Annotated in this window: 12 protein-coding genes; 6 read left to right on the top strand and 6 right to left on the bottom strand. The window is 42.4% G+C overall.

The genetic code is table 11. The features are described 5' to 3' along the window. Window positions 1-92 precede the first annotated feature (92 nt). Complete coding sequence (locus tag V7Q33_RS07325; protein ID WP_333819411.1) at window positions 93-527, top strand: DUF2541 family protein; 435 nt, start codon at window positions 93-95, stop codon at window positions 525-527. 244 nt (window positions 528-771) lie between these two features. Further along, on the top strand, window positions 772-3,195 hold the full coding sequence (locus V7Q33_RS07320) for an ABC transporter permease (RefSeq protein ID WP_333819410.1): 2,424 nt from the start codon (window positions 772-774) through the stop codon (window positions 3,193-3,195). Between the two features lie 80 nt (window positions 3,196-3,275). Here the strand turns inward: V7Q33_RS07320 and V7Q33_RS07315 are convergent, their stop codons facing one another. Further along, on the bottom strand, window positions 3,276-4,220 hold the full coding sequence (locus V7Q33_RS07315; protein ID WP_333819409.1) for an MBL fold metallo-hydrolase: 945 nt from the start codon (window positions 4,218-4,220) through the stop codon (window positions 3,276-3,278). A gap of 165 nt (window positions 4,221-4,385) precedes the next feature. Further along, window positions 4,386-4,763 carry a hypothetical protein gene (locus V7Q33_RS07310; RefSeq protein WP_331975142.1) on the bottom strand — a complete coding sequence of 126 codons (378 nt, stop codon included), beginning with the start codon at window positions 4,761-4,763 and terminating at the stop codon, window positions 4,386-4,388. A gap of 839 nt (window positions 4,764-5,602) precedes the next feature. Here V7Q33_RS07310 and V7Q33_RS07305 point away from each other — a divergent pair. Then, entirely contained in the window at window positions 5,603-6,265 is a 663-nt protein-coding gene (locus V7Q33_RS07305) for a hypothetical protein (RefSeq protein WP_333819408.1), read from the top strand. Window positions 6,266-6,283: 18 nt separating this feature from the next. Here V7Q33_RS07305 and V7Q33_RS07300 read toward each other — a convergent pair whose 3' ends face one another. Together V7Q33_RS07300 and V7Q33_RS07295 are read right to left on the bottom strand one after the other, a co-directional pair. Continuing rightward, window positions 6,284-6,652, bottom strand: coding sequence for a hypothetical protein (locus V7Q33_RS07300; RefSeq protein ID WP_333819407.1), 369 nt, complete (start codon window positions 6,650-6,652; stop codon window positions 6,284-6,286). A gap of 103 nt (window positions 6,653-6,755) precedes the next feature. Beyond that, window positions 6,756-8,549, bottom strand: coding sequence for an alpha-amylase family protein (locus tag V7Q33_RS07295; protein ID WP_333819406.1), 1,794 nt, complete (start codon window positions 8,547-8,549; stop codon window positions 6,756-6,758). An 82-nt stretch (window positions 8,550-8,631) separates the two neighbouring features. Between V7Q33_RS07295 and V7Q33_RS07290 the strand changes: the two genes are divergently transcribed. Beyond that, the gene (locus V7Q33_RS07290) at window positions 8,632-9,750 is read left to right on the top strand and encodes an L-dopachrome tautomerase-related protein (protein ID WP_333819405.1); all 1,119 of its coding nucleotides are present in this window, start codon (window positions 8,632-8,634) and stop codon (window positions 9,748-9,750) included. Window positions 9,751-9,754: 4 nt separating this feature from the next. Here V7Q33_RS07290 and V7Q33_RS07285 read toward each other — a convergent pair whose 3' ends face one another. Both V7Q33_RS07285 and V7Q33_RS07280 read right to left on the bottom strand, forming a co-directional pair. Beyond that, window positions 9,755-10,018 (bottom strand): hypothetical protein, encoded by a 264-nt coding sequence (locus tag V7Q33_RS07285; protein ID WP_331975132.1) that lies wholly within the window; start codon window positions 10,016-10,018, stop codon window positions 9,755-9,757. A gap of 169 nt (window positions 10,019-10,187) precedes the next feature. After that, window positions 10,188-11,336 (bottom strand): ATP-binding response regulator, encoded by a 1,149-nt coding sequence (locus V7Q33_RS07280; RefSeq protein ID WP_333819404.1) that lies wholly within the window; start codon window positions 11,334-11,336, stop codon window positions 10,188-10,190. A 262-nt stretch (window positions 11,337-11,598) separates the two neighbouring features. On the opposite strand from V7Q33_RS07280, the gene V7Q33_RS07275 reads away from it, so the two are divergent. Together V7Q33_RS07275 and V7Q33_RS07270 are read left to right on the top strand one after the other, a co-directional pair. Further along, window positions 11,599-12,813, top strand: a complete 1,215-nt coding sequence (locus V7Q33_RS07275) for a sensor histidine kinase (protein WP_333819403.1) — start codon at window positions 11,599-11,601, stop codon at window positions 12,811-12,813. A 92-nt stretch (window positions 12,814-12,905) separates the two neighbouring features. Then, complete coding sequence (locus tag V7Q33_RS07270) at window positions 12,906-13,448, top strand: sigma-70 family RNA polymerase sigma factor (RefSeq protein ID WP_333819402.1); 543 nt, start codon at window positions 12,906-12,908, stop codon at window positions 13,446-13,448. The last annotated feature ends 94 nt before the right edge of the window (window positions 13,449-13,542 follow it).

Raw genomic sequence — 13,542 nt, 5'->3', positions numbered from 1 at the left:
GATAAATTTCATACCAGCGTTATTTACAGCCCTTTGATGCAGGTACGGGTTTTTATGGTATATCAGGCGTGACAACAAAAAATATAAGCGTTATGAAAAAATTATTGAAATTAAGTATCCCATGTATAGCAGCCATGTTCATAGTAGCATTGGCAGCCAACATTGCCATGGCGCAAGATCCCGGTATTGTTACAAGCAACAAGCCAGGCTGGCACAAAATCGGTGAAATAAAGGCCGACTTTAAACAGGAAAATGAGTCTATCGTAGTGATGGGTGCAGACAAGTTCAAGTCCATCAAATTGAAAGTAACAGACGCTCCTATCAACATTGAAAGTGTAACAGTATACTATGAGTCCGGTGCAACGGAACAACTATCCGTTCGCAATGAGTTGAAAGCCGGAGCGGAAACAAGAACCATCGATCTTAAAAACAAAGATCAGGATTTAAAAAAGGTTGTCTTTAATTACAGAACATTGCCAAATCGAAAAGATGAAAAAGCTCACGTAGAGCTATACGGGTTGAAATAATATTAAAGGAAGAGCAATGTTAATAAAGCCTTCCCCTGTCTAGGGAGGGCTTTTTTATTGTTCAATGTGCAGGGCTCTCTTCAAAGGCATGGCCGTTAGCGGACATAACTGTTCAATTCCAGCGAATCATAATTTTAAATAATCCGCCTGTAGCTTATATCAGGCGCATTTTTTCCTGTGGCATATTATTGGTTCAAAAAGGTGAATCCTTCCTGGTAAGGATAAGCCATAAACACTATCAACCATGCTTAAAAGCTATATCATCATTGCCTGGCGTAACATTCTGCGGAGCAAGGCATACTCGTTCATCAATATTTTTGGGCTGGCACTAGGCATTACCTGTTGCCTGCTGCTGGCACTGTATATTCAGGACGAAGTAATGTTCGACAAGCACCATCAACGTCTGGAAGATATATACCGTGTCACCACGCGGTTTGGTGGCGACTCCGGCTTTGGCTGGACAGAAATTAATAGCGTCTCCCCTCCTATAGCTCCGGCACTCGCTCAAAACATACCAGAAATCGAAGCGGCAGCACGACTGGTAAATGTAGACCAGAGCCTTTTCACATACGAAAATCAGAGGTTCTATGAATACCAGGGTGTAGTAGCTGACTCGATGGTATTCGATGTTCTCACCTATGAATTTATAGAGGGCAATCCCAGCATTGCTTTGAAAGAAGCAAACTCGGTTGTAATTACTGATAAGCTCGCCAAAAAATTATTCGGTAGTGAACCGGCATTGAATAAACTTATCGGCATTAGCCAGGAGACTGATCCTGTTCAATTCAAAGTTACAGGTGTGGTGAAGGATCAGACAAAGACATTTCACCATATCAATTTCTTTACCTCCATGAACAGTGAAGGTGCCGCTGCCGATTTACGTTCGGAAGAACTGATGGGTGAATGGGCCGGTGAAAATTTCTTTGAGGCTGTGGTAAAGCTATCTCCTCACCACAATAAAAAAGCAGTTGAAGCGAAAATGGATGCGGTACTCCAGAAATATGGCGCACAAGATATGAAAGCACTGGGCATGACAAAGACCCTGGCACTAGAACCCATAAAAGATATACACCTGTATTCTGCTATAGGAACAAGCCCTCGTGTAACCTATATATACGTTATCGCTTCCATTGCTGCATTTATACTGCTTATTGCGTGCATCAACTTTATGAACCTCTCCACAGCCCGTGCCACCAAACGGGCTGCTGAAATTGGTATACGCAAGGTAATGGGGGCATTCCGCAGTTCGCTCGTCCGCCATATACTCGGGGAAGCTATGATCATCGTGTTGATCGCTATCATGCTAAGCATCGTTCTGGTACAAATAGCGTTGCCCGACTTTAATACACTCACCGGTAAAAATATTTCTTTCGGAACGGCGAATGCTGTATACTTTATAATCGCCCTGATCGTACTTACTATTGTTACCGGACTGATTGCCGGAAGCTACCCGGCATTTTACTTGTCATCGTTCCAGCCGGCAGAAGTATTGAAAGGCAAATTCAACATAGGAAATTCTTCGGGCTGGCTTCGAAGAACACTCGTGGTATTTCAATTTATGATTGCCATTGCCCTGGTCTCCGGCATGATTATCATCTCGAAGCAATTGAGCTATATGCAAGACAAAAACCTTGGCTTTAATTCACGTGCTAAGATTGTGTTGCCTTTACGCACGTCCAGTGCCCGGAAACAATACGAAGCGCTGCGAAGCGAGCTATCAAAGAATAATGCGGTAAAGCAAATTTCCGCTGCACGTTACATGCCTGGCACACGCATCTTCAATGATATGATGTTTTATAAAGATGGCGGTGATATGGATCACGCCATTACCAATTTCCGCAATCGGATCGATTATGATTACATTGAATTGTTAGGCATCAAAATGCTTGCAGGCCGATCGTTTACCGACAACCGCGAAGTGGAAAGCAAAAATAAAGTCATTGTGAATCGCACATCGGCCAAAAAGTTTGGTTTTGAACCGGCAGAAATTATCGGGCAACACTTATACTTCGACTGGCAAGGACAGAAGTATAATTATGAAGTAATTGGTGTCATGGAAGACTTTCACCAAACTTCACTGAAAGAAGAAATCAAAGCTATCATGTTTGAGATACCCGGCGAGGCAACACGATATGATTACATGATCGCCAGCGTAGAGCCCACTGATTTTAATAACACCGTTGCCTCCATCGAGAAAGTATGGAAAGAGCTTGTAAACGATACACCTTTCGAATATTCATTCCTGGATGAAAACATTCAACGACAATACGATGAAGATCGAAAAGTATCTTCTATCATTACCATCTTCACATGCATTGCTGTATTGATCTCCTGCCTGGGTTTGTACGGTCTTTCAACCTATATGGCTGAGCGAAGATTCAAAGAGATGGGTGTTCGCAAAGTGATGGGTGCAAGCGTTAACCAAATTGTAACACTCATGTCGTCTGAGTTTATTAAACTTATTGTGATTGCATTAATCATTTCCGTGCCGCTGGCCTGGTATGCTATGGATCGCTGGCTGGAAGGATTTGCATACCGCACTTCTATCGATGTACTGGTATTCGTTTACGCAGGTGGTGCTGCCATGCTTGTTGCTCTGCTTACTGTAAGTTTCGAATCTTTCAAAGCCGCTACAGCCAATCCGCTGAAAGCACTGCGAAACGAATAGCATTTATATACTTACCGGATCGTACGATTACCAACGAATGATGGCAACGAACGATCCGGTATAATCACTACGGAGATATACTACCGTGATGCCCGTATCCTGCTGTAAAGTATATAGGCAGATGAGAATACGAGAACAGCAGCAGCAACCATTTTTATAGCAGGATGAATACCGCTTCGCGCCGGCACTGTGGCAAGACCATACCGATTGGTTACCGCCGGTTCTTGTATATACCTGCCATGCGCGGGTTGTGCCAGCTCATCAAAATGAATAGCCAGTTGTTCAAGCTGTGCACGCATCTCGCTTCCCTGCATGGGTTTTCCATGGCCGGTGGCAATGATCTCCGGATGAAGCCCCAATAATTTTAACACCGACATCTTAGCAGATGCCCAATTGCAGGTAAAATATTTAGGCGGACCGGAAAGATATTCTTTAAACGTAAGTGCATAGAACGCTGATTCGGCTTTGGTGGTAACAAACGCATCGCCTGCCAGAAGTACGCGATCACTCTCACGAAACAAACTAATGTGCCCAGGCGAATGCCCGGGAGTTTCTATATATCTCCATTCTGGAAAACCGGGTATTGTACCATCGTTTGGAAGTTTCTGAATATTACTGCTGATGTCGATCGGGCCTCGTGGGTACATAAATGATATAGCCGACATCATACCGCCACCTACCGATGGGTCGGCCGGTGGATACTCTGATATACCGGTAAGATAAGGTAGTTCCAGTTCATGCGCGTATACCGGCACGTTCCATTTCTTTAACAACGAAGGCAAAGCTCCCACATGGTCAAAATGCCCGTGGGTAAGCACAATGGCGCTTGGCGCACGATCGTGAAAAAGCTCTTCGGCCATGCGGATAATTTTCGGTGCCGACCACTTCAACCCGGCATCTACCAAAGCCCAGTTACCAGATGCCTCATCTTGTATCATATAAAAGTTCACAAACACTTCCTTGCGGCCCCACACCCGTGTGGCAACAGGGAGTATATCTTCCGTTTCATCAATGATTGGATTCATACAGCGATGGTTTGTTGAATAATTATATTCAATTCAACAATTCATATACCTGCCGTATCATCGGGCAACAACGAATTACAGGGAGGAAAATATTGCTCACCTCCGGGGAATTTTTTCCGGAATTGAAGCTGATAAAAACAAAAAGGCAATAATTGGAAGTATTACTCAGAAGATATACTTTCTGAAAATGGCAGAAAGTTCATCCATTACCAGCTGGTCGCACAGATCGACCAACTCCGGTTTGTGCGGTGATTCTTTTAACTCAGTAATAACAGATGAATAATGTACAAGATCGACAGGAGAAAGGGTAAGCTCTTTCAGTTCGCGCGAAAGAAATTCAAATTTGCGCTCACTGAGTGGTGCCTGCAGGTTTTCTCTAAAGAAAGAAATCACTACATCCTTTTGCATAAACGATTTTACCTTGCTGTTCCGGCATTGTTGAACCCATTCTATGATCTGATGGATAGAAGGGCGCAATTCCTGAAAAGCTACATGTTCTGACTGCATGGGACGAAACTCTTTCAACGATTCCACAGACTCCATTTTATAAATGCAATTTAACATTTGAAAATTCCGAAGGCCATACGCGCTCTGATTTTTAATTTGATTTTTCGCTTTTTTTACCGAAAAAAATTAACACGAAATCGTTGCGTTAGTTCTTTTTTAAACTATAGAAACAGCCCATCATGAGTAATCACAATTTTTTTGCCAGAACGTAATGCGCCTTTCTAAATCGCGAAGAACGTTTGGATAAGATCCTTCGTGCCAACGTTTTATTCTCAAACGCGGCAACGGTAGATACTTTTCATCATCCCGTTTTGGGTGATTATATTCCAGTCTCCTCGCATGCATCGGACGATTAACAGTCTCACTGCGCTTTGTATTATCCCAAAATTTTACGTATTTCTATTGGGAGCACAGCTTATGGCATGCAAATGTAAATCAGATGATGAAAAAAAACGCAACGTCTCGTCCATTACGCATGACAAAATCAGTATAAATACCTGATCGTATTGTTCCAGAACAGAAGCTCAATCGCCAACAATATGTAGGAACTGGTATTCCAGAATATATCTTCAGCTGAAAGCACGCGTTTCATTTTTATATAAACACAACCGGCAATTCGTGTCGTAGTAAAAATATACTAATGTCATAGTATATTTTTACTACATCGTCAGGCTGCACGATTTATCAGTAACCGGCACGGCTTGTGGATTTCCGCCTCTGTATACTTCCATTGCCACAAAATACAGAATGTGCATCAGCAATATAACATCAATACAAATTAAGCTGGTCGGGTGATAACAATTTAATATTTTAATTTACCCCCTGGCTACGTATGAGTTACAAACCTAATTAAAAGACTTCTCTGTATAATGGGTATGGAAACCTATAACATCATCAGGAACCTGTCCATGTATTCCGTTTTTATACCGTTGCTGTTTTTTGTTCGCGCCCTTTGTAACAAGTTACAACCGGCATCGGTAAAGCTGTTGGGCAGTTTACTCGTCATCTCAGCACTCTCCGATTTTATAAGCCTTATCAGCTATCAGTATTTCAAAATCAACCCCAACCCTATTATTCTTGTATACGCCGTGGCCCAATTTATACTGTTGTCGCTTGTATATAGAAGTGTGTATACAAATACGATCCTGCAAAAAATAACCATCGCAGGTATAGTGCTGTTTGTAGCGTTTGCTTTTGTAAACTTCTTCTTTGTTCAGGGAATTGTACGGCTAAACTCAAATGCTTTTACGGCGTCCAGTGCCTTGCTATTGGTATATTCTGTTTTATACTTCCACCAGCTGCTGCATGATTTACCAGACCCGTTCATTGAAAGAATTTTTATGTTCTGGGCAAGTGCTGCTGTATTTATATACTTTGGTACGAACCTCTTTCTTTTCGCCACTGTAGACCGGGTCATTGATAAAAACGACAATCAATTCCTGCTATCATGGGCGCTTCACAACGGATCAAACGCATTCAAAAACATTGTTTTTGCTATCGCCATGTTTGTGGCAAGTATAAAAAGATTTGCAAAGTAAAAGGAACTGGTATCGCTATTACCGCTTCACAAACGAAGTATAGGTAACTACCTTTCCATACTCATCCAGGCCATACTTAATCATCAAACTGTCGCTGGCAATGTATAACATATAGACGCCTGTGTTTTTATCCAGGTATACACCGTTTTCTTCCCATCCATCGTAACGCTTGTTATGTGTAAGCCGGTGCAGCAGCTTTTTGGGTATCTCATTCGGCGCAAGCCTTACACTGTCTTTATAGGGCTTAAGATCGTGCGGCAATTCACTGTTATATACTGACTCTGGGTTCGTGATTGTATCCACATGGTGCCCAACCGTATCTGCCTGGCAAAACGCTGCAAAGGCATTTCCTAACAACACCAGTAAAATAATCAAAACTCTCATCATACTCGTTTTCATCAACACTGATAAGTCGTGAATTTAACGTTTAATAACTATTTATCAACACTGGCAGCAACAAAAACGCGTAAACACCAGACGGCACAGTTGATCATAAACGATCCGACACCTCTATCCACTTATAACCATGCCCGATTAAACTGAGATTGTCTGCTGTATATACCGCTTGATGAAGCAAGTCTTTCATAGTCTTGCCATCTATATTTATCGCTATATGTTTCGGTGCATCATCCAGGTTGTGCACTACCAGCAATTGCTTCCCCTGCCAGGTATAAAGCATCGCTATAACTTCGGGCGCGTTGGTCTTTATAATCTTCCAATTACCATAAGCAATTTCAGGATGTTTTTTTCGCAGGGCAATCATGCGTCTCAACCAGTTTAACAGAGAATTATTGTCCAACTTGCTTGCAGCAACGTTCACGTGCTGGTAGCTATATATACCAGCATCAATAACAGGCAAAACCGGTTTACTGCTGGTGGTAAAGCCTGCATTTTTTGTGTTATTCCATTGCATGGGCGTACGCACAGAGAGCCGTTCCTTCAGTGACAGATCGTCCCCCATTTCAATCTCATCACCATAGCGCAGCACAGGTGTACTGGGCAGTGATAGCAACAAACTGTAGGCAAGCTCCAGGTGTTGCCGATCGTTATTAAGCATAGGAGCCAATCTTCGGCGAATGCCGCGATCATATAGTTGCATATTTTTATCCGGGCCAAACGAATCGTATACCTGTTGTCTCTCTTTGTTACTCAATCTTCCCAAATCCAGTTCATCATGATTTCTGAGAAACTGCCCCCATGCGCACGATGTGGGAATGGCTTTTGTTTCTTCGAGCGATTTCTCCAACGGCTTGCCCTGCTCCGATGCAAGCGCATAAAACAAGTGCTGATTCACAAAGAAATTAAACATCATGTGCATACCATTGCCATCTTTACCAAAAAAGTCTTTACTCTCTTTTGGCAATACATTGGCTTCGCCCAGAATAACAGCCTGTGGATTGATGCTATCAACCAGGAGGTGCATCTCGGTGAGCAGCTCAAATTGATGCTCGAACCGGTCACCTTTCTTTTCAGGAATCTCTATAAAGAAAGGAACGCCATCGAGCCTGAATCCATCGAGGCCGAGATGCAACCAATAGCGGATAACTTTCTTTATCTCTTCTTTCACAGCAGGATTCTGCATGTTTAAGTCGGGTTGAAAATCATAAAACCGGTGGTAATAATATTGATGCGCGCTTGTATCAAAAGTCCAGATGGATTGTTGTACTCCCGGAAATACCATTCCCTTGTCGTAGTTTGACGGGCGATCGTCACTCCATACATACCAGTTGTGATGCAATGTATGTTTACCTTTTCTTGCATCCTCAAACCAGGGGTGCTTGTCGGAAGTATGGTTTACCACCAGGTCCATAATTACTTTAATATTTCTTTCTCGTGCAGCGTGTAAAAAATCCTTAAAATCTGCGAGTGTTCCGAGCCGTTTATCAATGCCATAGTAATCTGATATATCATATCCATCATCGCGGTTAGGTGTCGGCTGAAAGGGAGCAAGCCAGATGACCGTTGTACCCAGTGAATCAATATACCCAATCCTGGAAGTAAGCCCTTTAAAATCGCCAACACCATCGCCATCACTATCCTTGAATACTTCTACATCCAGTGTATAGATGATCGCGTTCTTGTACCAGAGTGCTGCCGTTTGATCCGGGGAAACGGCCTGATTTTCTTTCGAATCCGGATGCGTATTCCCGCATCCCCAAAGCAGTAATAAAATCAGCAAACGAAGAGCAAAATTATATACAGGTATTTTTTTCATTTTCAGGCTTTCTGTGATCATAATGGCTTGAATAAATTCATGCCAGTGCATATATATTGTTTTTGCCACAGCGGTTATTGCATCTCCATAACAGATAGAAACACAAGGCACAAGAATTTAGAGGATAGACGTTTTGCTAAATATATATCGCATGAATAATTATCTGAAACTGATACATTGTCGCTACCAGATGTTGTTGTGGCTGATTTTTATAATTTTTATTTCATGTGATAATAATAACAATGATGGTGATGCAGGACCAGACAACAATCATGATCTTACGCTGGTGGCCAATTCTTCTTCGCAATGGACCGGTATAGCTGTTTCCCAGACATCACGTACATTTGCAAACTATCCGAACTGGAAAGAAGGTCATACACTGTCGGTGATTGAATTGACAGATACAGCGAACAAGCGACCTTATCCCAACGAAGCCTGGAATACATGGACAGGCGAGCAAGACCCGTCAGAGCATTTTATTTGTGTTCAATCTGTGTTTGTTGATCAGCAAAATTATCTGTGGATTCTCGATGCCGCCAATCCACAGCGCAAGGGCGAATATCTGGGTGTTGTGCCGGGCGGTGCCAAGCTGGTAAAGATTGATCTTAACACCAATACAGTTGTCAAAACAATTGTATTTCATGAACCAGCTATTGAGAAGAACAGTTACCTGAACGATATCAGAATAGACGAAGCCAGACAGATCGGCTATATAACTGATTCCAACGAGGGCGCATTGGTAGTGGTAAACCTTCAATCTGGCGAAGCCAGAAGGTGCCTGGCTCAAGACCCCACTACGAAGTCGGAAAATAGAATTCTTACTGTAGAAGGAATAAAAGTCCGAAACGAAAAGGGAGAATATATAAACTTTCATTCAGACGGAATTGAAATCAATCCCGACAAAAGTTATATATACTGGCGACCGATTAATGGAGAAAGTCTTTACAGGCTTTCGACGGCACTATTAAACGACCCGAACGTTACTGACAGTACTTTATCGGCGAACGTTCAACACATGGGCGACTTTCCACCTTCGGATGGCATGATCTTCGGAAAGAATGGCCGTTTATACCTTACTTCTATAGAAGAAAATGCAGTGAGAGTATATGATGAAGGCGAAAGTGCAACCAGTATAGTAACGCAAGGTGAAGATCTGAAATGGCCCGATTCATTTGCTGTTGGCCCGGATGGAACCATCTACGTAACTACTTCACAAATTCACATTAAAAATCCCACACAACCTTACAGAATTTTCAAATTTCAACCATAATATCCTAGAACGGCGATGCCTGGTAAAGACGATTATAAGCCCGAAAGAGCTCCATGGCTTTACGCATGTTGTGGCGGATTGCATCAGGAGTTTCATCATCTTCCAGGGCAGCCTGTAGTGTCACGATCATATTAAGAATATAGCTTGCTATGTGCGCAGCACTCCTCCTTTCAAATTCCGCGATGGAATCATCTACCCGCTTCTGAAGTTCGCCATCACTGACAGCACTTCGTATCCTGATTACGACTTCGGCACAATAAGTCACCATAATTCGTTTTTTTGATTTTGCCCGGTAGGTAGGTTATAGCAATATAACCAGTTTAAGTAAAAATCCCAACGCAATGGCGCAGTTTTATATGTTGATTTTAGTCAACGTACAATTTTATAGACTACAGGTAGCTTAAATGCTGTTTTCAGAATATACTATACATCATTGTTTACACACAAGGTTCAGCATTAGCGTTCACTATTTGCGATGACAATTGTGGAATGGTAACGGTAACTGTAGTTCCATCACCATAAACAGAGCTTATATTAATTTGCCCGCGCAGCTTTGCAAGAATGTCTTTTGCAATATATAACCCGAGGCCGGCACCCTGACTTTTCTCCGTTCCGCGATAGAACATGTTGAAGACTTTGGGAAGTATATCTGTTCGGATACCAATACCATTGTCTTTTACAACGATCGATGCCTCAACATCGGTAGTATGTATTTCAATATCCACAATCGCCTCACGATTTTTTTCAGTATATAAAAATGCGTTTGATAACAAACTTCGAAGAATAGTCTGGATACGATTTGTATCTGAATAAAACGGTATACTGGTTGATAAGGATATATTTTTTCTGATAGGGTTCGCTTTGTCTATATAGCTAAGCTTCTCCAGGCACGATTGTAAAATCGTTTGCCAGTCGATAGCTGTGGGTTGTGTTTCACTTCTTGCATTTTGCGAATACTCCAATATTTCACGCAACGTTTCATCCAGCTTGCTGATGCTGCTTTCCATCATGTTGTGAAGTGAAGACACCGTCTGTATATCTTTTTGTTCTTTGGCAAGACGCAGGAGTCCCATAACAGAAGCAAGCGGACCGCGCAGGTTATGCGAAACACTATATACAAAGCTGTCGAGCTCTCTGTTTACTTTCAGCAATTCTTCATTTTGCTTTCGAAGCAAAAGCCTCGCTTCGCGTTTCAGCTTTTCTATTCTGCGTTTCTTTAGTGCACCTTTTATAGCAGACGGCAAGCGGGCCAGGTTTGATTTCAGTATGTAATCATCAGCCCCCTCGCGCAGGCACGATATAGCATACTCGTCTGATACCGTACCTGTAACCAGGATGAACGGTGTAGAAGGTACTTCCTGTAAGCATATTTTAAGTGCTTCACGCGAATTAAAACCCGGAAGACCATGATCAGAAAGTACTACATCGGGTTTAAAGGTTTTAATGGCATGATCAAACTCATCTCGTGTGTCTACGCACTGATTGGAAAATACCAGCTTTTCCTTGCGAAGAACATGCTCAATCAGAATAATGTCGTTCGGATCGTCCTCCAGCATGAGGATCTTCAATTGCTTTTGATCATTCATAACCTTGTAATTTAAAGAGTGTCGTGTCAACGGTGACAATAGGTGTCACTGCATTTAATTGCAATTACGGGAAGAGAATGAGGTAAAGGTTCAGTTGCCTAAGTTAGTAATTTATGTATACTAAATTTTGTATGGATGGATTTTTATCGCCAGTCTGCTTTAATTTGTGCCAACATTCATTAACTTAATTACACTTAATCATGCCTCACAGCCGAGATCAGCAGTGTTATCGGCTAGGTAGTGAAGTAAAATTTCTATCGCAATGGATACGAATACTCCGCAGACGGGAATGGAACACCTGGTTTTAGTCGTGCAACAGTTATCGCTTGCGCGCGATCTGGATACGGTTATGAAAATAGTACGAACAGCCGCCAGAAAACTTACCGGTGCTGATGGTGCTACATTTGTTTTGAAGGACAAAGATAAATGTTACTATGCTGATGAAGATGCGATAAGCCCGTTGTGGAAGGGTAATCGCTTTCCGTTAACATCCTGCATTAGCGGTTGGGCTATGCTCAACAAGCGACCTGTTGCTATTGAAGATATATACCAGGATAACAGAATTCCACACGATGCTTACCGCCCAACGTTTGTGAAGAGCCTTGCCATGGTGCCCATCCGAACCATTGAACCTATTGGAGCGATTGGCAATTATTGGGCTAACCACCACCAGACTACAGAGGATGAAGTTAAATTACTTCAGTCGCTCGCAGATATTACAGCCGTAACCATGGAGAATGTAAATGTATATAACGAACTGGAGCAACGTGTAAAAGATCGTACAGCCGACCTGGAAGCTGCCAATAAATCGCTGGAGGCTTTCTCATATTCTGTATCACACGATCTGCGGGCTCCGCTCAGATCTATTTCCGGCTTTGTAGATATTCTCCAAAGAAGCCTCGGCGATAAATTTGACATACACGAAAGGAATACTGCCGAGCGGATCGTGAACAGTGTAAAACACATGGAACAGCTTATTGACGGATTGCTGGCATTTTCCAGGATGGGCAAACAACAACTGCTAAAAACAAATGTAGCTATAAAGAAGATGGTGAGCGATGTTTGCGAAAGTTTCATGGAACAGAAGGGAGATCGCCAGCTTATTTTCCATATATCCGATTTACCCGATATACAGGCCGACACTACATTGATCCGGCAAGTGTGGGTGAACCTGATTTCCAACGCAGTGAAATATACCCGTAAAAAAGAAGCAGCGATCATCGAAATAGGATTTGAAGAAAAGCAGGACAACATTCTTTATTATGTGAAAGATAACGGTGCAGGCTTCAATATGGAATACGCACAGAAGCTGTTTGGTGTTTTTCAGCGCATGCATTTGCAAAAAGATTTTGAAGGCATCGGTATAGGCTTGTCGCTTGTGGAGAGAATTATAGAAAAGCATGACGGAAAAATATGGGCCGATGCAAAAGTAGACGAAGGAGCCACGTTTTACTTCACGTTGCCGGCAAAACACTGACAAGAAGTTATACAAAACTTTTCCCTTTTATTTTGCGTCTTTTCCGGAAACACCGCGTCATCATTACCGTGAAAGTTTATAGCATAAGAATTATGGAACAATTCGAGACACCTGCATGCTTCTTTGAAAACGAACTGAAGGGCTTTGTTTACAAACAGGTAAAAGACAAGGCACTGGCTGAAGACATTGTTCACGATGTATTTATAAAAGTTCAGGAAAAGATAAACCAGCTACAGGAACCCAAGAAGGCAGCCGGATGGATCTACCAGATAACCAGAAATACCATTATTGATCACTTCCGAAAGCAATCAAAATATATAGGCCCTTATGATATAAATGCACACGATGATGCGCTTAATTTTAACGAATGCGTTGAGAATTCATTGAAGAAAATACTCCAGACACTTCCTTTCAAATACAGGGAAGCACTTGAAATGGCCGGGCTTGAAAACATTTCACAACTGGAAATAGCCAATCGTTTGGGAATTTCCTATTCAGGTGTAAAGTCGCGCGTGCAGCGTGCCCGACAAATGCTGAAAGAGAAACTTCACAAAGCACTCGTTATTAAAGCAGACCGGTATGGAAACATTGTTGTCTGCATGAATCGGCAGCGGAATTGTTGCCAATATGTATAGTATAATTACCAAAACGAAGAAAGGCGGGAGTAATCTCCCGCTCTTTTGTTTAGCAGCACCCTGTGCCACCACAACACCCACCGCCTTCGATGGA

The organism is Ohtaekwangia sp. (assembly GCF_036786105.1).
Lineage (GTDB): Bacteria > Bacteroidota > Bacteroidia > Cytophagales > Cyclobacteriaceae > Ohtaekwangia.
The sequence above is the reverse complement of the archived record's forward strand: the minus strand, read 5'-3'. Positions and strand labels throughout refer to the sequence as shown.